Source organism: Saccharothrix tamanrassetensis, from assembly GCF_014203665.1.
In the GTDB taxonomy this organism is placed as follows: domain Bacteria; phylum Actinomycetota; class Actinomycetes; order Mycobacteriales; family Pseudonocardiaceae; genus Actinosynnema; species Actinosynnema tamanrassetense.
In genome coordinates, this window is record NZ_JACHJN010000003.1 from 104287 (window position 1) to 128289 (window position 24003).

The window sequence follows — 24003 nt, forward strand, 5'->3', positions numbered from 1 at the left end:
CCGCACGACGCCACGAGGAGCAGGTCGATCGTGCGGTCACACCAGGTCAGCAACGGACGGGCCACGCGGAGATCGTGCCACGCCGGCCCGACCTCCGCACGCCCTCCCACCAGCCAGGATTGCCTCGGACACCGACTGATCGGCGTCGTCCGGCGCACCTCGGCCGACCGCTCCGCGGTGCCCGTCACGCCCTCAGCCGGCCGACCCCGCGGCCATCGGGATGCGGAGCAGCACCAGGGACCGGGGAGCCAGCACGAGCACCTCTCCCGGCAGCAGGTCCGCGGCGTCCTCCGGTGTCCCGTCCGCCGTCGAGGAGTCGATCACCGGCTCGTACCGGGCCCCGTAGTCCGCCGCCGGCAGGGTGACCGGCAGGTCCTCGCTCCCGGCGTGCAGCAGCAACAACCAGGAGTCGTCCGACACCAACTCGCCCTCGCGGGTGCGCGACAACGACGTGGACCCGTCGATCCACATCCCGAGGAACCGCCGCCCCTCGTCGAACCAGTCGGTTTCGGCCATCTCCTCGCCGTCGGAGCGGAACCACACCAGGTCCGGTGCCCCGGAAGGCGTGGTGCGCCCGTCGAAGAACGCCGGCTGCCGCAGCGCCGGGCTGTCCGCCCGCACGCCGATCACCCGCCGGGCGAACGCCAGCATGGACTGCCCCTCGTCGGAGAGCTCCCAGTCCACCCACGAGGTCTCGTCGTCCAGGCAGTAGGCGTTGTTGTTCCCGCCCTGGGTCCGCCACATCTCGTCCCCGGCGGTGAGCATCGGCGTCCCGGTGGACAGCAGCAGCGTCGCCAGCAGGTTGCGGGCCTGCCGCGCCCGCAACGCCAGCACCCCGGGTTCCGCGGTCTCGCCCTCGACGCCGCAGTTCCACGACCGGTTGTCGTCGGTCCCGTCGCGGTTGTCCTCGCCGTTGGCCTCGTTGTGCTTGTCGTTGTAGGACACCAGGTCCCGCAGCGTGAACCCGTCGTGCGCGGTCACGAAGTTGATCGACTGCCAAGGCCGCCGCAGGTCGTCCGCGTACAGGTCGGACGACCCGGACAACCGGTAGGCCAGGTCCCGCACCCCGGTGTGCCCGCGCCAGAAGTCCCGGACGGTGTCCCGGTACCGGCCGTTCCACTCCGCCCACTGCACGCCGAAGTCGCCGACCCGGTACCCGTCCCCGGTGGCGTCCCACGGCTCGGCGATCAGCTTGCACCGCGACAGCACCGGGTCCGAGGTGATCGCCGTCAACATCGCCGAGGCGCGGTCGAACCGGCCGCCGCCGGGCCGCCCCAGCGTCGAGGCCAGGTCGAACCGGAAGCCGTCCACCCCCATCTCGGTGGCCCAGTACCGCAGGGAGTCGGTCACCATCCGCACCACCTGCGGCGACCCGGCCTCCAGCGTGTTGCCGCACCCGGTGATGTCCAGCGTGCCGCCACCCTCGATGTGCAGGTAGTAGCCCGGCGCGTCGAACCCGCGGTAGGACAGCGTCGGACCTTCCGGCCCGCCCTCGCAGGTGTGGTTGAACACCACGTCCAGCAGCACCTCGATGCCCGCCCCGTGCATCGCGGCGACCATCGTCCGGAACTCCTCCACCTCCCGCCCCGGTTCGCTCGCGTAGCCGGGGTGCGGCGCGAAGTAGCTCAGCGGCGAGTAGCCCCAGTAGTTGTGCCGCCCGCCGCGGATCAGCGCGGGCTCGTCCAGGAACGCGTGCACCGGCAGCAGTTCGACCGACGTCACCCCCAACCGCACCAGGTGGTCGATCACCGCCGGGTGGGCCAGCCCCAGGTAGGTGCCGCGCAGGTGCGGCGGCACCCCGGGGTGCCGCCGGGTGAAGCCCCGCACGTGCAGCTCGTAGACCACCGCTTCCTCGAACGGCACCTCGGGCTTCACGCCCGTGTCCGACCCGCCCGGCGACGTCACCACGGACAGCGGCACCCAGCCCAGCGAGTCCACCGGCGAGGGCGCGCCCAGCATCGGGTCGTCCACGTACCCCAGTGCCGACTCCAGGTCTGTCAAGGTGCCGGTGATCTGCCTCGCATAGGGGTCCACCAACAGCTTCGCCGGGTTGCAGCGCAGCCCCCGCGACGGGTCGTACGGCCCGTGCACCCGGTAGCCGTAGCGCTGGCCCGATGTGATGCCGGGCACTGTCCCGTGCCACACACCGAACGTCCGCTCGGTCAGCTCGATCCGTTCCTCCGTTCCGTCTTCGCTGATCAGGCACACCTCGACCGCCTCGGCGGGCGCGGCGGACACGGCGAAGCGCACCCCACCGGCCTCCGGGTGGGCGCCCAGCGGAAAGGGTCGGCCTGCGAGCAGGGAACCGTCGACAGCCATACCGGGGATCTTCCCAGCATCCGCGCACGGGGTGGGGATGAGCGACCTGCCGCCCCCGCGCGTCGGGCGTTGCACGACAATGGCCACGGCGAGGCGTCGACGGGGCGAGGGCAGGCGTGGAAAACGAAGATCTGGTCATCCACATGCAGGGTGTTTCGGTTCGACGGGGCAAGACCACGCTGGTCGGGGACGTCGACTGGAGCGTGGAGCTGGACGAGCGCTGGGTGGTGCTCGGCCCGAACGGGGCGGGCAAGACCACGCTGCTGCGGCTCGCCGGGGCCGAGCTGCACCCCACCAAGGGCCTGCTGCACCTGCTGGGCGAGCGCATCGGCAAGACCGACGTCTTCGAGCTGCGTCCCCGCATCGGACTGTGCTCGGCCGCGCTGAGCGGTCGCATCCCGCCCGACGAGAAGGTCGGCGACCTCGTGGTGAGCGCCGGCTACGCCGTGCTGGGCCGCTGGCGCGAGGAGTACGACCGGCTGGACACCAAGCGCGCCCTGGCGCTGCTCGGCCAGCTCGGCATCGAACACCTGGCCGACCGCACCTACGGCACCCTGTCCGAGGGCGAGCGCAAGCGCACCCTGATCGCGCGGGCGCTGATGACCGACCCCGAGGTGCTGCTGCTGGACGAGCCGGCCGCGGGGCTCGACCTGGGTGGGCGCGAGGACCTGGTGGCCCGGCTCTCGGAGCTCGCCCTGGACCCGGACGCGCCGGCCACGGTGCTGGTCACGCACCACGTGGAGGAGATCCCGCCGGGCTTCACGCACGCGCTGCTGCTGCGCGAGGGCGCGATCGTCGCGCAGGGGCTGCTGGACGACGTGCTCACCGAGGAGAACCTGTCCAAGACGTTCGACCAGCCCCTGGAGCTGCAGAAGGCCGGCGACCGGTACTTCGCGCGGCGCAAAGCTACCCAGGGGTAACCTGCGAGGCGCTACCGACGGAGGTCGAGGAGGACCTGTGGGTGAGTTCGTGAAGCTCGAAGTCGAGGACGGCATCGGCACCATCCGGCTGGACCGCCCGCCGATGAACGCGCTGAACCGGCAGGTCCAGGAGGAGATCCGGGCGGCCGCGCTGGAGGCGGCGCAGCGCGACGACGTGTACTCCGTCATCGTCTACGGCGGTCCGAAGGTGTTCGCGGCGGGCGCGGACATCAAGGAGATGGCCGAGCTGACCTACGCCGAGATGGCGGCCCGCGCCGGGTCGTTCCAGTCCGCGCTGCGCACCGTGGAGGAGATCCCCAAGCCCACGGTCGCCGCCGTCACCGGCTACGCGCTGGGCGGCGGGTTCGAGCTGGCGCTGTGCGCGGACCGCCGCATCGCGGGCGACAACGCCAAGGTGGGCCAGCCGGAGATCCTGCTCGGCGTCATCCCCGGCATGGGCGGCACCCAGCGGCTGCCCCGCCTGATCGGCCCGTCCCGCGCGAAGGACCTGATCTACACCGGCCGGTTCGTGGGCGCCGAGGAAGCGCTGCGGATCGGCATGGTGGACGAGGTCGTCGCCCCGGACGACGTGTACGGGGCCGCCAGGCGCTGGGCCGGGCAGTTCGTCAACGGCCCGGTGCGCGCGTACGCCGCCGCGAAGGCCGCCATCGACGGCGGCCTGGACACCGACCTGGGCAGCGGCCTGAAGCTGGAGAGCCAGCTGTTCGCGGCCATGTTCGCCACCGAGGACCAGAAGGCCGGCATGGCGTCGTTCATCGAGAACGGACCGGGGAAGGCGGAGTTCAGTGGCCGCTGAGCCGGTGCAGGACCCCAAGCCCAACCCGCACGCCACCGCCGAGGAGATCAAGGCGGCGTACTCCGACCCCAAGCTCGCCAACGTGCTCTACCACGACTGGGAAGCCGGCACGTACGACGAGAAGTGGTCGATCTCGTACGACGAGCGCTGCATCACCTACGCCACCGACCGCTTCCGCGCGGTCGCCGGTGGCGTCGGCCCGTACGACCACGCCCTGGAGCTGGGCTGCGGCACCGGTTTCTTCCTGCTCAACCTGATGCAGGGCGGGGTGATCAGGAAGGGTTCGGTCACCGACCTGTCGCCCGGCATGGTGGAGGTGGCGCTGCGCAACGCGGAGCAGCTCGGCCTGCCGGTGGACGGCCGGGTCGCCGACGCCGAGCGGATCCCGTACGACGACAACACCTTCGACCTCGTCGTGGGCCACGCCGTGCTGCACCACATCCCGGACATCCCGTCCGCGATGCGCGAGGTGCTGCGGGTGCTCAAGCCGGGCGGCCGGTTCGTGTTCGCGGGTGACCCCACCGACATCGGCAACTTCTACGCCCGCAAGCTGGGGCAGCTGACCTGGTGGCTGACCACGAACGTCACCAGGCTGGCCCCGCTGAACGGCTGGCGGCGCCCGCAGGGGGAACTGGACGAGTCGTCCCGCGCGGCGGCCCTGGAAGCCGTCGTGGACCTGCACACCTTCGACCCGTCGGACCTGGAGCGCACCGCGCGCGGAGCCGGTGCGACCGAGGTCAAGGCGGTCACCGAGGAGCTGTCGGCCGCCCTGTTCGGCTGGCCGGTGCGCACGTTCGAGGCGGCCGTCCCGCGCGGGAAGCTGGGCTTCGGCTGGGCCATGTTCGCCTACCGGACGTGGCAGCGCCTCTCCTGGGTGGACGAGAAGGTCCTCGCCAAGCTCCTGCCGCGCGAGGTCTTCTACAACGTCTCCGTGACGGGCCGCAAGCCGGTCGCCTGAAGTGGGCTACGCGTTCAGCCTCGACGACGTGGCGTACCTGCGCTCCGGTGCCGGGTGCGCCGCGTTGTCGTCGCTGTCGCGGCTGGCGCTGACCCCGGCGTCCCGCCTGCCCGACGTGGCGGCTGCCCGCCGGGTGGCCCCGGACCACTTCGCCGCGGTGCTGGAAACCCTGCTGCTGCGCCGGAAAGCAGCGTCCAAAGTAGACTTCCCGGACGGCCTGTTCACCGACGACGCCCTCCAGCAGGCCACCCCTCGCCAGGTGGCCGCCCACCGCGCCGAACGCTTCGGCGACCGCGTCACCCACGACGTGACGTGTTCGATCGGCGCGGACCTGGCCGCTCTCCCCGCGGGTTCCATCGGCTCCGACCTGGACCCCGTGCGACTCGCCATGGCCCGCCACAACCTCGGCGACTCCCGGACGCTGCTGCGGGCCGACGCCCTGCACCCGGTGTCCCGCGACGTCCCGGTCATCGCCGACCCGGCCCGCCGCGACTCCACCGGCCGGCGGACCTGGCGCCCGTCCGACTTCGCCCCGCCCCTGGACGCGCTGGCCGCCGCTTACGCCGACCGCGACCTGGCCGTGAAGTGCGCACCGGGTGTGGACTTCACCGTCGCCCCCTGGGCGGACGAGGTCGAACTGGTCTCCCTGGACGGCCAGGTGCGCGAAGCGTGCCTGTGGACCGGAGGCCTCGCCACGCCGGGCGTCACCCGACGCGCCTCCGTCCTGCACACCGGTGGTGCGCGGTGGACCATCACGGACGCTGATCCCGACGACTGCCCGGTGACCCCACCCGCCGAGTGGCTGATCGACCCGGACGGCGCGGTGGTCCGGGCCGGCCTGGTGCGCCACTACGCCGCCCGCCACGGCCTGGCGCAGCTGGACGAGCGGATCGCCTACCTGACCGGCCCGACCCCACCGCCGGGCATCCGGGCGTTCCGGGTCGTGGAACACGGCCACTACAACGAGAAGTCGCTGCGCGCCGTCCTGCGCGCCCACCACGTGGGCCGGCTGGAGATCCTGGTGCGCGGCCTGGACGTGGACCCGAACACGTTGCGCCGCAGGCTGAAGCTCGACGGCACGGCCGAGGCCACCGTCGTGCTCACCCGGATCGGCCGGACGCCGACCTACCTACTGGCGCACGCGCAGCGCACCTAGCCGTTCCAGCATGAACCGGTGCAGGTCGGCCGCGTCGGTGTCCACCGCGATGTCGATCCCCTCGCGCCGCGCGGACTCCAGCCGTTCGTCCACCAGCAGCCCGCCCCGGCCGGGCCCGAGGGAGCACTCCACGTCCACCGGGAACCGCCGCACCCGGAGGATCCCCGGCCGCACCACCTCGGCCACCGCGACGGCGTCGTGCAGCGCCATCACGTCCCGCCCCAGGATCCGCCGGTAGGTGGCCAGGTAGTCCGGCGTCAAGCCGACCAGCTTCGCCCCGATCTCCGACGCGGAGGCCAACTCCGCCAACCAGGACACGCTCACCGCCGCCCGCGTGGTCAGGTCCATCGGCACCAGCGTCACCGGCACCTCGGGGTCGGCCAACACCCGCCGGGCCGCCTCCGGGTCGCACCACAGGTTGAACTCGGCCACCGACGTGATGTTGCCACCGCGAACCCCGCCACCCATCACCACCAGCCGCTCGATCTTGTGCCGCAGTCCGGGGTGGGCGGCCAGCAGCAGCGCGATGTTCGTCAACGGCCCGATCGGCGCGATGGTGACGGGCCGCTCGGCGGCCTCCAGCAGGTCCTTGAGCAGCGTCACGGCATCCCGCTCGTCCGGCCCCCTGGAGGGCTCCGGCAGCGTGGACGCGAACCCGGACAGCCCGTCCGCACCGTGCGCCGAGGACACCCCGGGGTTCGGGTGCACCAACGGCCGCTCTGCCCCCGCCGCGACCGGCACGTCCTCCCGGCCCAGCAACGCCAGGACCCGCAGCGCGTTGCGCGTGGTGAGCTCCGGCGACACGTTGCCGAACACCGTGGTCACGCCGATCAGGTCGACCTCGGGGCTCGCCGCCGCCAACGCGAGGGCGAACGCGTCGTCCACGCCGGGATCGGTGTCGATGATGAGTGGGATGGTCACGTGGCCCGATCCTGCCGCACCGCACCGCCCCACGCGAAGCCGTGCCGAACCCGTGGACGTACCCGCCCAGGACGTGGACGACCGGCGCACCACGGCCCTCCACCTGCGCCGCCGGGTTCGTCGTGAAGGAGGACGGCACGCTGGTTAGAGTGCGCGCGTGACGAGCATGTGGGGTGCGCCCGTGTGGACCAAGTGGCGTAGATCGCGACCCGACCCGGTGCAAGCCCGATTCCTCACGCTCGCGTCCCTGAAATGGGTCCTCCGCCACCGCGCGTACACACCGTGGTACCTGGTCCGGTACTGGCGGCTGCTGCGGTTCCGGCTGGCCAACCCGCACGTCGTGCTGCGCGGCATGGTGTTCCTCGGCAAGAACGTCGAACTGCACTGCCGTCCGGGATTCGGCCGGCTGGAGATCGGCCGCTGGGTGCACATCGGCGACGGCAACGCCATCCGGTGCCACGAGGGTTCGCTGCGCATCGGCGACAAGGCGGTGTTCGGCAAGGACAACACCGTCAACTGCTACCTCGACATCGAGATCGGGGCGGCCACCCTCGTCGCCGACTGGGTCTACATCTGCGACTTCGACCACGTGACGGCCGACATCAACCTGCCGATCAAGGACCAGGGAATCGTGAAGTCCCCGGTCCGCATCGGACCGGACTGCTGGCTGGGCACGAAGGTCACCGTCACGCGCGGCACGCGGATCGGACGCGGCTGCGTGCTGGGCGCGCACGCCGTGGTGCGCGGCGACGTGCCGGACTTCAAGATCGCCGTCGGCATTCCCGCCCGAGTCGTTAAGGACCGGCGTGAGGACTACGAAGCCGACGCCGTCCGCCGAGCGGCCGTAGCCGACATGGCCCGCAAAGCCCGAGAAGCCCTCAACCGCTCACAGAACGGCACCTGACGCCTGAGGCAGCCGCCAAAGCCGAGGCGAGAGTTCGAACGTTCTTGACATTGTTCTACGCAGCTTGACGGCAGAAGAGGGACCACGGACTCAAAGTGCTCTTCGCACGCAGTCTTGGATAAAGCCGGGGACACTGAGCAAAAAGACCATATTGCTCCGTCAAGAAGAGGTGCCGGGGGACCGGTGTCCGCGCGCCACGCCGCCCGCCGAGTAGCCCGCCCAGCTGATTGACTCGCGTTCGGGGACGACCAAAGCGGCAACGTCAAAGGCAAAGCTTCGGCCCCTTACCTGATGCGCACGGAAGGCGCTCCGGTCGGACACCACGGCGCTACACGTCCGACCGGACACCACGGCGTTACAGGAAGGCGTTCCCGGTGGCGATCTTCGGTCGGCCGAGTGGGGCGTGTTCGACCACCACGGCTTTCCGGTACACCTCCGCCGTGTCCGAGGCGATCCGCGCCCAGTCGAAGTCGGTCGCCAACCTGGCCTTCGCCGCCCGCGCCCGGCGCACCGCCGAAGCCCGGTCGTCCAGCACCGACCGCACCGCCGTCGACAGCGCGTCCACGTCCCCCGGAGCGAACGACAGCCCGGTCACCCCGTCCAGCACGACCTCGCCCAGCCCGCCGGCGGTGGAGGCCACCAGCGGTGTCCCGGCGGCGGCTGCCTCCAGGGCAACGATCCCGAACGGCTCGTACCGGCTGGGCAGCACCACGGCGTCCGCCGCCGCCAGCACCGCCGCCAGCGCGCGGTCCGGCAGGTGGCCGGCGAAGTCCACCGCCCGCCGCACCTTGTGCTTGCGGGCCTGTTCGACCAGCCACCCGCCGTGCGTGCCCTCGCCGGCGACCACCAGCCGTGCCCCGCGGTGCGCCCGCCGGATCCGGGGCAGGGCGGCGATCAGGTCCTGCACGCCCTTCTCCCACTCCAGCCGCCCGAAGAACAGCAGCAACGGCGCACCGTCGGGCGAGTACGCAGCACGGGCGGCAGCCACGTCGGCCGACCGCACCCGCCACCGCCGCGCCTCGATCCCGTTGTGCAGCACGGTGATCCCACCGGGGTCGACCTCGAACAGGTGCGCCACCTCGGTCCGCATCGCCGACGAGCACGTGATCAGCGAGTCCGCGCGGTTGGCCAGCCACCACTCCACGGAGTGCACCTGCTGGTTCAGCGTCTGCGACAGCCACCCGCTGTGCCGCCCTGCCTCGGTCGCGTGCACGGTCGCCACCAGCGGCGCGCCCGCCGCCTCGGCCAACGCGATCGCCGGGTGCGTGACCAGCCAGTCGTGCGCGTGCACGACGTCCGGCCGCCAGTCCCGCAGCAACGCCAGCCCGGCCCGCGTCATGGCGTGCCCCATGGCCAGCGTCCACGCCACCAGGTCTCGTTCGAACACCAGGTGCGTGGGGTCCTCGGCGACTCGCACCAGCCGCACGCCCTCCACCACGGTGTCCGCCGTGGGGTGCGTGATCGCGTCCGACCCGGCCGGCTGCCGGCACAGCACCACGACATCGTGCCCCTGCGCGGCGAGTCGGGTGGCCAGCGCGTGCACGTGCCGACCCAGCCCGCCCACGACGACCGGCGGGTACTCCCACGACAACATCAGCACGCGCATGGCGCATCCTCGCATTTCATCGGTGCCCTCGGTGCCCTCGGTGGACCTGAGGGAGGGAGTTGCCGTGCGGACCTCGGCGTACGGGGTGTGGTTCCGCGTTCCGCTGCCCGCGATCGGGACCGCACCGCACCCGTCGAGCGCGTCGAAGGCCTGGGTGTCGAAGGCTTCGGCGTGCCGGGCCGGTCCCGCGCCATCAGGCCAGGCCCCGGGCGTCGAGGTGGCCGAACGGCCCGTCGACCCGGCGGAGTTCGGCCGCCCTCTCCTGCCCACGTCCGTGCCGCAGCGCCGCGGCCAGTTCGGCGAACCGGTCGGCGTGCACCTTGGCGCGATACCTGGCGTAGTCGGCGGCGGAGTCCTTGGTGACCATGAACGCCCAGTCGCTGGACAGCGCCAGCAGCGCCTCCCGCACGGCCTGGTCGGCGACCGGGTTCCGGGTCGCCCCCGAGAGGTCCAGGTCGAGCAGTTCCCGCTGCACCCCCGCGTTCAGGTCCACGACGTCCGCGACCTGCGGGCCGTTCCACACGTGCCAGTCCTTGCCCGCACCCCACGACGACGGGTGGATCTCCACCGGAGCGCCGACGTGGCCAGCCTCGACCGCGCCGCGCAGCGTCGTCACGTGCACCCCGGCAGCCGGCAGGGCGCGCAGCACGGCTTCCAGCCACGCCGGGCCTTCGTGCCACCAGTGCCCGTACAGCTCCGTGTCGTACGCGGCGACGACGAGCGACGGCTTCCCGTGCTGCTCCCGCAACGTCCGCAGCCGCTTGACCACCGTGTCCACGAAGTCCGCCGCGTGCCGTTCGACGGCCGCCGCAGCCGCCGACGGGTCGTACGGCTTCTTGTCCTCCGGAGCCACGTGCACCCCGGTCACCCGTGACGGCTTGAGCCCGCTCGGGTGGTCGTAGGTGTGGAAGTCCCGGTAGGCCGGATCGCCCGGGTAGCCGACCTTCGGCGACCAGACCCGGTACGACACTTCAAGGTCCCGCCCGAAGCAGACCACGTCCGAGTCGCCCACCGGCCGCCCGGCCGCCGTGTCGCCGTGCAGCGACGGCCCGTCGACCAGGAACCGCCGCACGCCGGCCGCCGCGTACCCGCGTTCCATGCCGGGCGCGTAAGCACATTCCGGCGCCCAGATGCCCTCGGGCGTGCTCCCGATCCGGTGCCGGGTGTCGGCCAGGCCGGTGCGCAACGAGAACGCCCGCAGCTTCGGGTCCAGCAGCGGCTGGAACGGGTGCGCTGCCGGACCGCCGAGCAGCTCGATCGCCCGACTGTCCACAAGGGATCTGAGGACTGGTGAAAACCCGTGCCGCCAACGGCTTTCGAACTTCTCCAACGCCCATTGCGAAGCCCGGTGCTCACGTGCCGACAGGTCCGGCAGTCGGGGACTCGCGCTGTGCGCGCGCAACTGCCAGTTGCCCAGCCAGTCGTGCACGCCGCGCAGGGAGTACGGGTCGTCCAGCTGTGCCGCCAGGACCGGTGTCACGCCCAGCGTCAGCACGTCCTCGCGACCCTCGTCGGCGAACCGCTCCAACAGGTCCACCACGGGCAGGTAGGAGTGCGCCCACGCCTGGTACAGCCACTCCTCACCGACCGGCCAGGCCCCGTGGTGCGCCAGCCACGGCAGGTGGCTGTGCAGGACCAGGCAGAACGTGCCCTCGGTCATGCCCGGACCGCCACGGCCACCAGGTCCAGCGACGCGTCCAGGTCGTCGGTGGTGATCTCGAAGTCCTCGCTGCGCACGCCGCTCACCGCGTCGAGCAGGTCGGCCGGCCAGTCGCCGCCGTCGACCACGACCGCCACCTGCGCGTCGATCACCGAACCGCCGAACCGCGCGTCCAGTTCCCGCAGTCGGGGGCCGTGCCGCAACCCGGCCAGCAGTTCCACCCCCAGGCCCGCGCCCACCAGCAGCCCGGCCAGTTCGCCGGCCGCGAGCTCCCTGGTGTGGAACGGGTTCAGCGGCGTGTCCCGGCCGGGGGAGAAGGTGATCCGGTTCGGGGTCGTCACCAGCAGCCGCCCGCCGGGCCTGAGCACCCGCGCGCACTCCGCCAGGAAACCCTCCTGGTCCCAGAGGTGCTCGATCACCTGGAGGTTCGCCACCACGTCGACGCTCCCGTCGCGCAGCGGCAGCGATGCCAGGTTGCCGCGCAGCACGGCCAGTTCCGGGTACGCCCGCGCGGCGTGCGCGGCGGTCTGCCCGTCGTAGTCCAGGGCGACGACCCGCGCGGCGTGCCGGGCGATCAGCGCCGCCCCGTAGCCCTCGCCGCAGCCGGCCTCCAGCACCACCGCGCCCGCGCAGTGGTGCACCAGGTCGAGGTATGCGGCCTCGTGGCGGCGGAACCAGTAGTTCTCCTCGGCGATTCCGGGCACGGTGCGCTCGCCGGTGAGGGGCAGTGGCTCGACGGTCACCGGGCCAGGGTAGTTCCTCGTTACTCGCGGGTAGCCAGCGCCTGCCCGTATCGGGTGTCACTGTTCGGTGTGAACTTGTTGTTGCCGATTACCGGATGGCGAGAGCGGTGCGCATTGTCATGAGGTTCGTCCTTTCCCGGAAAATGACACCATCGGGTGACCTGTAACGCTGCCGTGTTGATCTTACATGCCGGTATTTTCGCAGCATGTCGACGCGGCCCGGGTTATGCCTCCGATCTCAGCAGGCGCGCTCACCTGCTGGTTGGTCACTCACTGCCTCGGTATCCTCGGACAATCTTCAAACGAGTGGGGCAGCCATGGGTGCGAACGAGCCGGAGATTGTTCCGCTGCACGCGGGTTTCGACGTCGTCTACCGAGGTTTCCACCGCCGACAGGTGATCGAGCACATCGAGAACCTGGAGGAACAGCTCCGGTTCACCAGCGTGGACCGGGCCGAGGCCCTGGCCCAGGCGGCGGACCTGCGCAAGCTGCTGGAGATGACCAGGGTGGACCTGGAAGAGGCCAGGGCACGGGTCGAGCGATTGGAGATGTCGCCCGACACCACGCTGGGTGCGAGCGAGCGCCTGCACCGGATGCTGCTGCTCGCCGAGGACGAGGCCGCCGAACTCCGGCTGCGCGCCGAGCGCGAGGTCGACTCGCTGCGCAAGCGCACCGACGTGGAGCTGGCCGAACAGCGCCGGCAGGCCGAGGAGGAGCTCGCCGCCCTGCGCGCCGCCGCCGACCGGCACGCCCGTGAGCTGCGCGAGGCCGCCGCCCGCCGGGCCGCCGAGCTCGACCAGCGCGAGGTCGACCTGGAGCGCCGACGGGTGGAGGTGGAGGCCCACCTCCAGCAGCGCACCGAGCAGGTCGAGGCCGAGTGCGCGGCGGCCGTGGCGCAGGCCCAGGAGGACGCGGACAACCTGCTGCGGGAGACCGCCGAGCAGTGCAACCGGCTGGAGGCCGAGTCCGAGGAGAAGCGGGCCAAGGCGCAGAACTTCTTCGAGCTCACCATGACCCGCCGGCGCAACGAGGCCGCGCAGCACTTCGCCGAGCAGGAGCAGCTGGCCAAGGCGCGCGCCGAGTTCCTGATCAAGATGGCCTGCCGCGAGGCGCGGCGCCGGATCGCCGAGATCGAGCAGCACGCCGAACAACTGCGCGACCTGCGGGTGACCGTGACCCACCAGCTGTCCGCCGCACGGGCCGCGCTGACCGCCGCCTCCGATCGGGTGCCGGGGCTGATCCCCGAGCAGACCACGTCCGACGAGGAAAGGGTCGGCGCCTGATGCGACGCGGACTCCCGGTCGTGCCGCTGGTGGTGGGCGCGATCGTGGTGCCGGCCGCGATCACCGCGTTCGGCTTCGCGGTCTACGGCGAGGAGATCACCGACGCGGTGCCGTTCTCGTCGTCCCCTCGCCGCCCGATCACGTGGTGGCGCACCCGACCCGGCTGCCGCTGCCGGTGCGGCCGACCACCGGGCCGCGGGAGGCCGTGCCGCCGGCGCCACCGCCGCCGTCGCCGGAGACCACCCGGCAGAACGTGGCGAGTCTGTTCTCCAGCAACGGGGTCAAGGGCATCACGTTCGCGCCGGGCAGCACCGAGTACGTCGGTCGGGGCGCCGCCGTGCAGCAGGGCGTGGGGAACCTGCTGGGCGGGATGACCGGCGCGGTGGTGACGCTGGTCGCGCACGCGTGGAACGGGGAGACCGCCAGTCATCGGTGCGATGTGCTGGCCATGCAGCGGGCCGTGCTCGTGCGGGAGTTCCTGGTCGCTCGGGGCGTGCCGGAAGAGGCCATCAGCACGAGGGTCGTGGTCGACCCGGTCTGGGGTCCGCCGTCCGAGGGCGGGCCGCAGGTCGACGTGCTCGTCGGGTAGGAGCGTTATGTCAGGCGCGGTCGCCTTCGTGTTCGGGTTGTGCGCCCTGTCCTTCGCGGCGGGCTGCGTGCTGACGGCGTACATGCTCAGACGCGAGGCCGAGCCGGAACCGGCCCCGGCGCCGGTGCCGCGCGAGGAGCCGAAGCTCGACCTGCGCTGGCCGCCGGAGGACTACGCGACCAAGCCGATCCACCGCAACCCGGTGATGGGCCTGCCGATCTCCGCCCCGCCCGCCGAACCGGCCCGGCCCGCGCTGACCCTGGTGCCGGACCTGGACGTGATGCGGCAGGAGGTGCCGGCGGAGCCGGATCCCGTGGTGGAACCGGAGGTGGTGGAGCCGGATCTTGTGGTGGCGGACCGGGAGTGCGCGCCCGAGGAACCGGAAGCGCCGCCCGAGCCCGCGGCCGAGTCGGTGATCGCGGAGTTGCCGGTGCGGCCCGGTCTGGTCGCGGAGCTGTCCGAGGAACCGGGGCTCGTGGCGGGATTGCCCGAGTCGCCCGAGGAGCTGCCGGGGCAGTCGAAGTCGCCGGAGCGAGCCGAGGCGTCCGAGCTGTCCGAGCTGTCCGAGTCGCCTGAGCGGCCCGAGGCGTCCGAGCAGCCCGAGCAGTCCGAACCGGCTGAGCAGTCCGAACCGGCCGATAAGGTGCCCGAGCACATCGCGGAGCTTCCCGAGCAGTCGGGTTCTCCCGAGCAGTCCGAGACGCCCGAGCGGTCGGGTTCTCCCGGGCAGCCGCCCGGACGGCCCGAAGCCGCGCAGGCCTTATCCCTGCCGGACCCGGGCGAGTTCCGCCGCCGCTACCTCCGCACGTTCGAGGAGGCGCGGCGGCGGTCCCGCTGACCTCAGCGCCTGCGCAACCTGCGCAGGAGCTGCTGGGCCTTCGTCTTGTTCCGGGGATCGCGAGCGGCGTGCTTGAGCTGCTCGGTGATCCGCCGGCCCTGGGGGCTGCGAGCGAACGCGGTGAGCTTGCTGAACAGCGATGCCATAGCCATCACCTTCCCTGCAGGCTCAACGGGCAAACCTCGCCGGGAGTTCCTGAACCGGCGAAACGGTCACGCCGACCGCTCCCGGACCGACGTGCGCTCCTATCGCCGAACTCACCTGGGTCAGCAGGAAGCGCCGCACGTTGGGCAGTTCGGCCCGCAGCTGCTCCAGCACGCCCTGCGCCCGTTCGGTCGCGTCGAAGTGCTCGACCGCGATGTCGACCTGCGCCTCCCCGGCCCGGCCGACCGCGATGTCGATCATCTTCCGCATCGCCCGGTCCGCCCCGAGCGCCTTGCCCAGCGGTGTAATCCGCCCGTCCGCCATGGTGAGCAACGGCTTCACGGACAGCACGGACCCGAACAGTGCCGCCGCCGCGCCGATCCGCCCGCCGCGCCGCAGGTATTCCAACGTGTCCACGTAGATCAGCTCGGTGGCGCGGCCGAAGCTGCGCTGCGCGGCGGACAGCACGCGGTCCACGTCGGCGCCGGCCGCTGCCACGGTGGCCGCCGCCACGACCGCGTACCCGAGGCTCATCCCGCAGGTTCGGGTGTCCACCACGTGCACCGGCACCTGTGTCTGGGCCGCCGCCTGCCGCGCCGCCTCCACCGTCCGCGACAGCCCGGTGGACACGTGCAGCGACACGATCGCCTCCACGCCGGAGGACGCCGCGTCGGCGTAGGCCCAAAAGAACGCGCCGGGATCCGGGGGTGCGGTGGTCACGTCGAGCTGGTCGCGCATGGCGTCCACCAGCTTCGGCAGCGGGACGCGGGCCTCGTCGTCCACGAAGCCCCCGATGCGGACCTGGATCTGCGCGACGGTGACGCCGAGCTTCTCGGTCAACTGCGCCGGCAGGCACGCGGTGGAGTCGGTGACGATCGCTACTCGACGGTGCATGTGTCCCGACCCTAGACGAGCAAGGGGTATGCCCCGGAACGCCGCCGCAGGCAGGCACGATGTCGTTCGACCGGCCTCATGTCGTTTGTGGTCATCGTCACGCGCCGGGGGTGCTAGCTCTTGTTTGCACCTCTGCTACTCGCGGGTAACATCGGGGTGGCAGACACCACCATGCCAATGCGGCGATGACATGGCAGGGTCACGAATCACACTGGAACATTCGGCGGCGGGTCGCTGCGATCACACCGCCTGAACCATCGCCGCCCGTCCGCAGGAGGTCGAAGAGGACCCATGAACATTGTCGTCCTGGTCAAGCAGGTGCCCGACACCTGGTCCGAGCGGAAGCTCACCGACGCCGACCACACCCTCGACCGCGAGTCCGCGGACGCCGTGCTCGACGAGATCAACGAGCGCGCGGTGGAAGAAGCGCTGCTGCTCCAGGAGGCGCACGGCGGCGAGGTGACCGTCGTCGCGATGGGTCCTGACCGCGCCACCGACGCGATCCGCAAGGCGCTGTCCATGGGGGCGGACAAGGCGGTCCACGTCTCCGACGAGGCCCTGCACGGTTCCGACGTGCTCACCACCGCCAAGGTGCTGGCCAAGGCCGTCGGCACGGTGGAGGGCTTCGACCTGGTCATCGCCGGCAACGAGGCGACCGACGGCCGCGCGGGCGCGGTGCCCGCCATCCTGGCCGAGCTGCTGGGCCTCCCGCAGGTCACCCAGGTCCGCAAGCTGTCCGTGGACGGCGGCGTGATCAAGGCCGAGCGGGAGACCGACGAGGGCATCGCGCACCTGGAGGCGAGCCTGCCCGCCGTGGTCAGCGTGACCGAGAAGATCAACGAGCCGCGCTACCCGTCCTTCAAGGGCATCATGGCGGCGAAGAAGAAGCCCGTGACCACGCTGACCGTGGCGGACCTCGGGCTGGACACGGGCGAGGTCGGCCTCGGCGCCGCGTGGTCGCAGGTGCTGGAAGCGGCTCCGAAGCCGCCGCGCAGCGCCGGTCAGCGCGTCGAGGACTCGGGTGACGGCGGTTCGAAGATCGCCGAGTACCTGGTCGGCCAGAAGCTCATCTGAAGGCGAGGAGGGAACGAATGTCCGAGGTCCTGGTCCTCGTCGACCACGTCGACGGCGAGGTCAAGAAGGTCACCTATGAGCTTCTATCCGCCGCGCGCCGTCTCGGCGAGCCGGCCGCGGTGGTGGTCGGATCGCCCGGCACGGCGGGCAAGGTGAAGGAGTCCCTGGCCCGCTACGGCGCGGCCAAGGTGTACGCGGTGGAGTCCGAGGACGCGGTGAACCACCTCGTCACGCCGAAGGTGGACGCGCTGGAGACCATCGCGGGCACCGCCTCCCCGGCGGCCGTGCTGGTCTCGGCCACCCTGGAGGGCAAGGAGGTCGCGGGCCGGCTCGCCGTGCGCCTGGGCTCCGGCCTGCTCTACGACGTCGTCGACCTGGACGGCGAGGGTGTCGGCACGCAGTCGGTCTTCGGTGGCGCGTACGTCGTCAAGTCCAAGGTCAGCAACGGCGTCCCGGTCATCGCGGTGCGCCCCGGTGGTGTGGAGGCCGAGGAGGCCCCCGGCGACGCGGTCGAGCAGACCGTGGAGCTGCCCGCCGCCGACGCGGCGAAGGTGACCCGGGTGACCGGTCGCGAGCCGATCGTGGGCGGCGACCGGCCGGAGCTGACCGAGGCCTCGGTCGTGGTGTCCGGTGGCCGCGGCGTCGGCTCGGCGGAGAGCTTCGCCGTCGTCGAGCAGCTCGCGGACAGCCTGGGCGCGGCGGTGGGCGCCTCGCGCGCCGCGGTGGACTCCGGCTACTACCCGCACCAGTTCCAGGTCGGCCAGACCGGCAAGACGGTCTCGCCGCAGCTGTACATCGCACTGGGGATCTCCGGCGCGATCCAGCACCGGGCGGGTATGCAGACGTCCAAGACGATCATCGCGGTGAACAAGGACGCGGAGGCGCCGATCTTCGAGATCGCCGACTTCGGCGTGGTGGGCGACCTGTTCAAGGTCGCCCCGCAGCTCACCGAAGAGGTCGGCAAGCGCAAGGGCTGATCATTTTCACGAAGAGGGCCGACCCCGTTTCCGGAAGGGGGTCGGCCCTCTTCGCATTTCGGTGCACCAGGGTTTAACCGAGCTGCCACTGATGCGTCATCGGAACAACCTGCTGTAGGTCGCCATCGGGTAGGTACACCAGACCCATGACGCAGCCTCAACTGCTTGTCAGCACCGGGAACTCCGCTGTCGCCGACGCGCCGCGCTACTCCCTGCTCGTCGCCCGCGACAGCGCCGAGGTCGTGGCCGCGCAGAGACTGCGCCACCAGGTCTTCGCCGGGGAGATGGGCGCGACCCTGCACTCGCCGGTGGCCGACCACGACGTCGACCCGTTCGACGAGTACTGCGACCACCTGGTGGTGCGCGACGACCGCACCGGCGAGATCGTCGGCACCTACCGGATGCTCCCGCCCGAGCGTGCCGCCGAGGCCGGCCGGCTGTACTCCGACACGGAGTTCGACCTGGCGAACCTCTCCGCGCTGCGACCCTCCGTGGTGGAGACGGGCCGCTCGTGCGTCCACCCCGACCACCGCAACGGGGCCGTGGTGTCCCTGGTGTGGGCGGGCATCGCCCGCTACATGCTGCTGTCCGGACACTCGTGGCTGGTGGGCTGCGCCTCCGTGCCGCTGCACGACGGCGGTTCCTACGCGGCCGGCGTGTGGGATCAGGTGCACGCCAAGCACTACGCGCCCGAGCAGTACCGGGTGGCTCCGCTGAACCCGTGGGACGTGGACTCCGTCGAGCGGCCCGCGAAGGCCGTGCTGCCGCCGTTGCTGAAGGGCTACCTGCGGTTGGGCGCGTGGGTGTGCGGACGCCCCGCGCTGGATCCGGACTTCGGCGTGGCGGATCTGTTCATCCTGCTGGGGATGGACCACGTCGACCAGCGGTACCTGAAGTTCTTCCTGGGCGAGACATCATGAGCACCGCCCATGCGTGGATGCCGAGCTCCCCTTGCGGCGACGGCTGCGTGGACCACACGGCGACGCGGGTGGGGACGCTTCGCGTGGTGTGGCGGGTGTGCGCGGCGCTGACCGTGCTCGTGTGCGGCCTGCTCGTGGCGCCGGCCGCGCTGATGGCACGGGGGCAGACGCGGGAGATGTTGCTGCGCCGTTGGTTCCGCGCGCTGGTGTGGGCGTTCGGCGCCCGGTTGGCGGTGGTCGGGGGACCGGTGTTCCAGGCCACCCCTTCGCGTGGCGTGCTCGTCGTCAGCAACCACGTGTCCTGGCTCGACGAGTTGGCGATCGACGCCGTGCAGCCGATCCGCATGGTGGCTAAACGGGACATAAAGGACTGGCCCGTGCTCGGCCCGATCATCACCGCGGCCCGGACGGTGTACCTGGATCGCGAGCGGCTGTCCCTGCTGCCTCGGACCGTGGCCGAGCTAGCTGTGGCCCTGCGGGAGGGCGCTGCGGTCGGTATCCACGCGGAGGGCACGACTTGGTGCGGCTTGGCTTCGGGTCGTTATCGGCCCGCTCTGTTCCAGGCCGCCCTGGATGCCGGTGTGCCCGTTCGGCCTGTCGTGTTGCGGTATCTGGTGGACGGGGCGCTTACGACGCAGGCGGCTTTCGTCGGATCCGACACTTTGGTCGATTCCATGCGCCGTGTGCTGCGACTGCGTGGATTGGTGATCGAGGTGCACGTGTTGGATGAGGTGGCTCCGGGTCGTGCCGCCACTCGCAGGGAATTGGCCGCTCTCGTGCAGTACGAGTCCGAACGGGCTCTTTACGGCGATGTCCTCGTTCCTGTGCAACGGGTGCACGGGGGAGTTGTGCAGCGTCAGGTGGCGTAGATTCCTCCATTCTTCGGCGGGGGTCGCGGTCGCCTACGCACCCCCGCCGTTCCTGTCCCTGCCTCCTTCTCGCGCGTGCGTACATCGCGCCTGAGCTGCGCGCCAGCGCACACCTTCGGTCGGCTGTGTGTCATCCCCGTATGGCCTGCGCGCAGCGAACCGCGCTTGTCCGGGGAATGCAAGCACGCTTTTCGCTTGCGTTCCCCGGACAAGGGTGGTTGTCTTTGACCAGGCCATGCGGGGATGACACACAGCCTGCTTGTATCTTTCGAGCTTTGGCTTTGGGGGGATCCTTGGTGGTCTGCCCGTCCGGCGAGGACTCTTTTCAGGCTTGGTGCCGTGCGGATCCTAAGTATCAAAAGCGACGCTCGCCGCTTGGCAGACCTCCGGGGAGGAAAAGCGAAGGGCGTCGTGTTCTCCCCGTATGACCTGTCAAAGACCACCACACTTGTCCATGGGGTGCAAGCGGTGAAGCGTGCTTGCACCCCATGGACAAGTGTGGTTGCCCTGCGGGCAGGCCATACGGGGAGAACACGAGGCGACGGGTCTATGCGGGCGTGTGCGGGGGGGCGTGCGAGGGATGGCGGGCGGGGAGGGCGGCCAAGGGAGGGTGATGGTGCGAGGAGGCTTGCGAAGGCGGGTGGGGGTGCGCGGGGGCGGTTGGTCCGAGGTGGACTGGGTGGTTCTGCGTCATATCGCCTTGACCTACACCCAAGTAGAGGTTGAAACATGAACATGTGACCACGACCGATGCGGGACGAGAGTTCGAGGCGTCATCCAAGAGCAGGTTGTGGGCCCCGGAGCGGCGTGGGCCCACGGCTGGGATCATCTTGCTCGTCACGCTGTTGGCCTTCGAGAACATGGGCGTCAGCACGGCGATGCCCCGGATGGTCTCCGAGCTCGACGGCAACGAGATGTACGCGTGGCCGTTCCTGGCCTTCCTGGCGGCCAGCGTGATCGCGACGGTCCTGTCCGGGCGGCTCAGCGACCTGCGCGGACCCCGCCCGAGCCTGCTGATCGGGCCCGCGACGTTCCTGGTGGGACTGATCGTGGCGGGCACGGCGCAGGACATGACGCAGCTGCTGCTCGGACGTGTGCTCCAGGGCCTGGGTGGCGGTGCGCAAGTGGTCGCGGTCTACGTGCTGATCGGGTTGGTGTACCCGGAACGGGACCGGCCGGCTGTGTTCGGACTGCTGGCGAGCGCGTGGGTGGTGCCGTCGTTGGTGGGGCCGGCGCTGTCCGGGTGGCTGACCGAGACGTTCTCGTGGCGCTGGGTGTTCCTCGGACTGGCTCCGCTGGTCCTCCTCGGCGTGCTGCTGCTGGTGCCCGTCCTGCGGAACCTGCCCGAGCACCGGCCCGACCCGAACCAGCGCCGGGGGCTGCCGCTGGCCGCGTTGGCGGCCGGGGCGGGTGTGGTGGGGCTCAGCTGGGCCGCGCAACACCCGAGCGGCGTGAACCTGCTGGTGGGGCTGGTCGGGCTGGTCGTGCTCATCCCCGCGCTGAACGTGCTGCTGCCGAAGGGCACGTTGAAGGCCCGTGAAGGGCTTCCGGCGACGATCCTGGCGCGTGCGCTGCTGGCCGGGTCGTTCTTCGCGACCGAGGCGTTCATCCCGCTCACGCTCACCTCCGTGCACGGGTACTCGGCCATCGCCTCCGGCATCCCGCTGACGCTGACCGCCATCGGCTGGTCGACGGCCGCGTGGTGGCAGTCGCGGAAGCCGGACATCCCCCGGGCGAAGCTCGTCCGCTGGGGTTTCGTGCTCAACGCCACGGGTATCGCCGGAGTGACGCTCATCGCACCCGCGTGGGGACCGGCCTGGATCACCCCGGTGCTGTGGGGGATCGCGGGCGCGGGGATGGGGTTGGCGATGTCGAGTCTGAGCGTGCTCACGCTGGCCGCGTCCAGCGACGTGGACCGCGGGTTCAACTCGTCGGCGCTGCAGATCAGCGACATGCTGGGCTCGGCGCTGCTGGTCGGGCTGGGCGGTGTGCTGGTGACCACGTTCGCCTCGACGCAGGCGCCGACGGCGGCCATCGTGCCGTTCGACCTGCTGATGGCGGGCATCGCCGTCCTCGGTGCCGTGCTCACCCGACGGCTGGGCCGGGCTACCCTGGAAAGCTGATGGCCTACTTCGACCATGCCGCCACGACCCCGATGCTCCCCGAGGCGATCGAGGCGATGACCAAGGCGTTGTCCACCACGGGCAACGCCTCGTCGCTGCACACCTCCGGGCGGCGGGCGCGGCGGGCGGTCGAGGAGGCGCGGGAGGATATCGCGGACGCCCTGGGCACGCGACCGTCCGAGGTCGTCTTCACCAGTGGCGGCACGGAGAGCGACAACCTCGCCGTCAAGGGCATCTACTGGGCCCGGCGGACGCCTTCGCGGCGGCGGATCGTGGCCTCCAGCGTCGAGCACCACGCGGTGCTGGACACCGTGCAGTGGCTGGTCGAGCACGAAGGCGCCGAGGTCAGCTGGCTGGAGCCGGACCCGCTGGGGCGGCTCCGGCCGGAGGCGTTGCACGAGCTGCTGGACGACGACGTCGCGCTGGTCACCGTGATGTGGGCGAACAACGAGGTCGGCACGGTCAACCCGGTGCGTGAGCTGGTCGCGCCGGCCGCCGCGCGCGGCATCCCGTTCCACACCGACGCCGTGCAGGCGGTCGGCGCGCTGCCGGTGGACTTCACCGAGTCCGGCGCGAGCGCGTTGACGATGACCGGGCACAAGATCGGCGGGCCCTACGGGGTGGGTGTGCTGCTGCTGGGGCGGGACGTGGCCACGACACCGCTGCTGCACGGCGGCGGGCAGGAGCGGGACGTCCGCTCGGGCACGCTGGACGTGCCGGCGGTCGTCGCCCTGGCCGCGGCGGTGCGGCACGCGGTCACCGAACAGCTCGCGCGGGCCGGCGAACTGGCGGCGCTGCGGGACGAGCTGGTGGCCTCGGTGCGGCGCGCGGTGCCGGACGTGGTGGTGAACGGCGACCCGGAGCACCGGCTGCCCGGCAACGCGCACCTGACCTTCCCCGGCTGCGAAGGTGACAGCCTGCTGATGCTGTTGGACGCCAAGGGCATCGAGTGCTCGACCGGTTCGGCGTGCACGGCCGGCGTGGCGCAGCCCAGCCACGTGCTGCTGGCGATGGGCGTGGAGCCCGTGCTCGCGCGCGGTTCCTTGCGGTTCTCGCTGGGCCACACCTCCACCACGGGTGAGGTCCGGGAACTGGCCGAGGTGATCGGCCCGGTGGTGGAACGGGCCCGCACGGCGGGCATCGCGGGGATGAAGCGGCTCGCCGGATCGGGCGGCCGCACGACAGCGGAGGTGTGAGCGGGATGCGGGTGCTGGCGGCGATGAGCGGCGGTGTGGACTCCGCCGTGGCCGCGGCGCGCGCGGTGGCGGCGGGTCACGACGTGACCGGCGTGCACCTCGCGCTGTCGGCCAAGCCCGGCACGTTGCGCACCGGCGCGCGCGGCTGCTGCACGATCGAGGACGCCCGGGACGCCCGCCGGGCCGCCGACGTGCTCGGCATCCCGTTCTACGTCTGGGACTTCGCCGAGCGGTTCACCGAGGACGTGGTGGAGGAGTTCGTCGCGGAGTACGCGGCGGGCCGCACGCCCAACCCGTGCCTGCGGTGCAACGAGCGGATCAAGTTCGAGGCGTTGCTGGACAAGGCCATCGGGCTCGGCTTCGACGCGGTGTGCACCGGCCACTACGCCCGGTTGTCCACTGTGGACGGACGGCTGGAGCTGCGGCGCAGCGCCGACGACGGCAAGGACCAGTCCTACGTGCTGGCGTCGCTGACCCGGGAGCAGTTGGCGCACGCCATGTTCCCGCTGGGCGACTCGACCAAGGCCGAGGTCCGGGTGGAGGCGGCCGAGCGCGGCCTCCAGGTGGCGGAGAAGCCGGACAGCCACGACATCTGCTTCATCCCGGACGGTGACACCCGCGGTTTCCTCACCCGGCGGCTCGGCGAGCAGCCCGGCCTGCTGGTGGACGACGAGACCGGCGCGGTGCTGGGCCGGCACGTCGGCGTGCACGAGTTCACGGTCGGGCAGCGCAAGGGCCTCGGCATCGACGCCCCCGCCGCGGACGGCCGCCCCCGCTACGTGCTGTCCCTGGAGCCGGTGACCGGCACCGTCCGGGTGGGCGCGGCGGAGAAGCTGGCGGTGACCGAGATCGTGGCGCACCGGCCGGTGACCCGCATCGACTTCGACGGCCCCGTGGAGTGCGTCGCCCAGGTCCGCGCCCACGGCGGTCTCGCGCCGGCCGTGGCCGAACTGGTGGACGGCGAGCTGCTGGTGCACCTGCGCGAGCCGCTCAGCGGTGTCGCACCCGGCCAGGCGGTCGCGGTGTACCGGCCGGACGCGGCGGGCGACCTGGTGCTGGCCAGCGCCACCATCGGCTCGACCCGTTGAGCGG

At 71.5% G+C, this 24003-nt stretch carries 22 protein-coding genes; 15 read left to right on the plus strand and 7 right to left on the minus strand.

Annotation, left to right across the window (positions count from 1 at the left end; genetic code table 11):
* Positions 1-192: 192 nt before the first annotated feature.
* The gene (glgX, locus tag FHS29_RS09575) at positions 193-2319 is read right to left on the minus strand and encodes a glycogen debranching protein GlgX (RefSeq protein WP_184690216.1); all 2127 of its coding nucleotides are present in this window, start codon (positions 2317-2319) and stop codon (positions 193-195) included.
* A gap of 143 nt (positions 2320-2462) precedes the next feature.
* Here glgX and FHS29_RS09580 point away from each other — a divergent pair, with 143 nt between their 5' ends.
* The 4 genes from FHS29_RS09580 to FHS29_RS09595 are packed head-to-tail and all read left to right on the plus strand — an operon-like array spanning position 2463 to position 6170.
* The gene (locus tag FHS29_RS09580; protein ID WP_184690832.1) at positions 2463-3239 is read left to right on the plus strand and encodes an ABC transporter ATP-binding protein; all 777 of its coding nucleotides are present in this window, start codon (positions 2463-2465) and stop codon (positions 3237-3239) included.
* 37 nt (positions 3240-3276) lie between these two features.
* A complete protein-coding gene (locus tag FHS29_RS09585) occupies positions 3277-4056 on the plus strand; it encodes an enoyl-CoA hydratase/isomerase family protein (protein WP_184690217.1) in 780 nt (259 codons plus the stop codon).
* Positions 4057-4060: 4 nt separating this feature from the next.
* The gene (locus FHS29_RS09590; protein ID WP_184690833.1) at positions 4061-5014 is read left to right on the plus strand and encodes a class I SAM-dependent methyltransferase; all 954 of its coding nucleotides are present in this window, start codon (positions 4061-4063) and stop codon (positions 5012-5014) included.
* 1 nt (position 5015) lies between these two features.
* A complete protein-coding gene (locus FHS29_RS09595) occupies positions 5016-6170 on the plus strand; it encodes a class I SAM-dependent methyltransferase (RefSeq protein ID WP_184690218.1) in 1155 nt (384 codons plus the stop codon).
* Here the strand turns inward: FHS29_RS09595 and FHS29_RS09600 are convergent.
* Positions 6144-7091, minus strand: coding sequence for a nucleoside hydrolase (locus tag FHS29_RS09600; protein WP_184690219.1), 948 nt, complete (start codon positions 7089-7091; stop codon positions 6144-6146). The genes FHS29_RS09595 and FHS29_RS09600 overlap by 27 nt on opposite strands.
* A 157-nt stretch (positions 7092-7248) precedes the next feature.
* Here FHS29_RS09600 and FHS29_RS09605 point away from each other — a divergent pair, with 157 nt between their 5' ends.
* The gene (locus FHS29_RS09605) at positions 7249-7995 is read left to right on the plus strand and encodes an acyltransferase (protein ID WP_184690220.1); all 747 of its coding nucleotides are present in this window, start codon (positions 7249-7251) and stop codon (positions 7993-7995) included.
* A gap of 355 nt (positions 7996-8350) precedes the next feature.
* On the opposite strand, the gene FHS29_RS09610 is transcribed toward FHS29_RS09605, so the two are convergent.
* The 3 genes from FHS29_RS09610 to FHS29_RS09620 all read right to left on the minus strand — a co-directional run bounded on the left by FHS29_RS09610 (position 8351) and on the right by FHS29_RS09620 (position 12004).
* Positions 8351-9601, minus strand: coding sequence for a glycosyltransferase family 4 protein (locus FHS29_RS09610; protein WP_184690221.1), 1251 nt, complete (start codon positions 9599-9601; stop codon positions 8351-8353).
* A 193-nt stretch (positions 9602-9794) separates the two neighbouring features.
* Positions 9795-11261 (minus strand): 1,4-alpha-glucan branching protein domain-containing protein, encoded by a 1467-nt coding sequence (locus FHS29_RS09615; RefSeq protein WP_184690222.1) that lies wholly within the window; start codon positions 11259-11261, stop codon positions 9795-9797.
* On the minus strand, positions 11258-12004 hold the full coding sequence (locus FHS29_RS09620; protein ID WP_184690223.1) for a class I SAM-dependent methyltransferase: 747 nt from the start codon (positions 12002-12004) through the stop codon (positions 11258-11260). Before FHS29_RS09620 ends, FHS29_RS09615 begins: the two co-directional genes overlap by 4 nt.
* A gap of 317 nt (positions 12005-12321) precedes the next feature.
* Between FHS29_RS09620 and FHS29_RS09625 the strand changes: the two genes are divergently transcribed.
* From FHS29_RS09625 to FHS29_RS09635, 3 genes are all read left to right on the plus strand, one after another.
* Positions 12322-13287, plus strand: coding sequence for a coiled-coil domain-containing protein (locus FHS29_RS09625; RefSeq protein WP_184690224.1), 966 nt, complete (start codon positions 12322-12324; stop codon positions 13285-13287).
* 145 nt (positions 13288-13432) lie between these two features.
* On the plus strand, positions 13433-13876 hold the full coding sequence (locus FHS29_RS09630; protein WP_184690225.1) for an OmpA family protein: 444 nt from the start codon (positions 13433-13435) through the stop codon (positions 13874-13876).
* Between the two features lie 7 nt (positions 13877-13883).
* Positions 13884-14714: a hypothetical protein gene (locus tag FHS29_RS09635; protein ID WP_184690226.1), complete on the plus strand. Its 831-nt coding sequence runs from the start codon at positions 13884-13886 to the stop codon at positions 14712-14714.
* A 2-nt stretch (positions 14715-14716) separates the two neighbouring features.
* On the opposite strand, the gene FHS29_RS09640 is transcribed toward FHS29_RS09635, so the two are convergent.
* Positions 14717-14860: a hypothetical protein gene (locus tag FHS29_RS09640; protein WP_184690227.1), complete on the minus strand. Its 144-nt coding sequence runs from the start codon at positions 14858-14860 to the stop codon at positions 14717-14719.
* Between the two features lie 22 nt (positions 14861-14882).
* On the minus strand, positions 14883-15752 hold the full coding sequence (locus FHS29_RS09645; protein ID WP_184690228.1) for a DegV family protein: 870 nt from the start codon (positions 15750-15752) through the stop codon (positions 14883-14885).
* Positions 15753-16043: 291 nt separating this feature from the next.
* Here FHS29_RS09645 and FHS29_RS09650 point away from each other — a divergent pair, with 291 nt between their 5' ends.
* From FHS29_RS09650 to mnmA, 7 genes are all read left to right on the plus strand, one after another.
* Positions 16044-16826: an electron transfer flavoprotein subunit beta/FixA family protein gene (locus FHS29_RS09650; protein ID WP_184690229.1), complete on the plus strand. Its 783-nt coding sequence runs from the start codon at positions 16044-16046 to the stop codon at positions 16824-16826.
* A 17-nt stretch (positions 16827-16843) separates the two neighbouring features.
* Entirely contained in the window at positions 16844-17803 is a 960-nt protein-coding gene (locus tag FHS29_RS09655; RefSeq protein ID WP_184690230.1) for an electron transfer flavoprotein subunit alpha/FixB family protein, read from the plus strand.
* A 146-nt stretch (positions 17804-17949) separates the two neighbouring features.
* Positions 17950-18723, plus strand: coding sequence for a GNAT family N-acetyltransferase (locus tag FHS29_RS09660; RefSeq protein ID WP_184690231.1), 774 nt, complete (start codon positions 17950-17952; stop codon positions 18721-18723).
* 47 nt (positions 18724-18770) lie between these two features.
* Positions 18771-19592: a lysophospholipid acyltransferase family protein gene (locus FHS29_RS09665; RefSeq protein WP_312864843.1), complete on the plus strand. Its 822-nt coding sequence runs from the start codon at positions 18771-18773 to the stop codon at positions 19590-19592.
* An 830-nt stretch (positions 19593-20422) separates the two neighbouring features.
* Entirely contained in the window at positions 20423-21715 is a 1293-nt protein-coding gene (locus tag FHS29_RS09670) for an MFS transporter (protein ID WP_246440157.1), read from the plus strand.
* On the plus strand, positions 21715-22911 hold the full coding sequence (locus tag FHS29_RS09675; RefSeq protein ID WP_184690234.1) for a cysteine desulfurase family protein: 1197 nt from the start codon (positions 21715-21717) through the stop codon (positions 22909-22911). The genes FHS29_RS09670 and FHS29_RS09675 overlap by 1 nt, the downstream gene beginning before the upstream one ends.
* A 5-nt stretch (positions 22912-22916) precedes the next feature.
* Entirely contained in the window at positions 22917-23999 is a 1083-nt protein-coding gene (mnmA, locus tag FHS29_RS09680) for a tRNA 2-thiouridine(34) synthase MnmA (protein WP_184690235.1), read from the plus strand.
* The last annotated feature ends 4 nt before the right edge of the window (positions 24000-24003 follow it).

Coding starts and splice junctions, on each gene's coding strand:
- FHS29_RS09660 (WP_184690231.1), top strand. CDS start 17,950: ATGACGCAGCCTCAACTGCTTGTCAGCACCGGGAACTCCGCTGTCGCC.
- mnmA (WP_184690235.1), top strand. CDS start 22,917: ATGCGGGTGCTGGCGGCGATGAGCGGCGGTGTGGACTCCGCCGTGGCC.
- FHS29_RS09580 (WP_184690832.1), top strand. CDS start 2,463: ATGCAGGGTGTTTCGGTTCGACGGGGCAAGACCACGCTGGTCGGGGAC.
- FHS29_RS09610 (WP_184690221.1), bottom strand. CDS start 9,601: ATGCGCGTGCTGATGTTGTCGTGGGAGTACCCGCCGGTCGTCGTGGGC.
- glgX (WP_184690216.1), bottom strand. CDS start 2,319: ATGGCTGTCGACGGTTCCCTGCTCGCAGGCCGACCCTTTCCGCTGGGC.
- FHS29_RS09655 (WP_184690230.1), top strand. CDS start 16,844: ATGTCCGAGGTCCTGGTCCTCGTCGACCACGTCGACGGCGAGGTCAAG.
- FHS29_RS09635 (WP_184690226.1), top strand. CDS start 13,884: ATGTCAGGCGCGGTCGCCTTCGTGTTCGGGTTGTGCGCCCTGTCCTTC.
- FHS29_RS09640 (WP_184690227.1), bottom strand. CDS start 14,860: ATGGCATCGCTGTTCAGCAAGCTCACCGCGTTCGCTCGCAGCCCCCAG.
- FHS29_RS09625 (WP_184690224.1), top strand. CDS start 12,322: ATGGGTGCGAACGAGCCGGAGATTGTTCCGCTGCACGCGGGTTTCGAC.
- FHS29_RS09615 (WP_184690222.1), bottom strand. CDS start 11,261: ATGACCGAGGGCACGTTCTGCCTGGTCCTGCACAGCCACCTGCCGTGG.
- FHS29_RS09645 (WP_184690228.1), bottom strand. CDS start 15,752: ATGCACCGTCGAGTAGCGATCGTCACCGACTCCACCGCGTGCCTGCCG.
- FHS29_RS09650 (WP_184690229.1), top strand. CDS start 16,044: ATGAACATTGTCGTCCTGGTCAAGCAGGTGCCCGACACCTGGTCCGAG.
- FHS29_RS09675 (WP_184690234.1), top strand. CDS start 21,715: ATGGCCTACTTCGACCATGCCGCCACGACCCCGATGCTCCCCGAGGCG.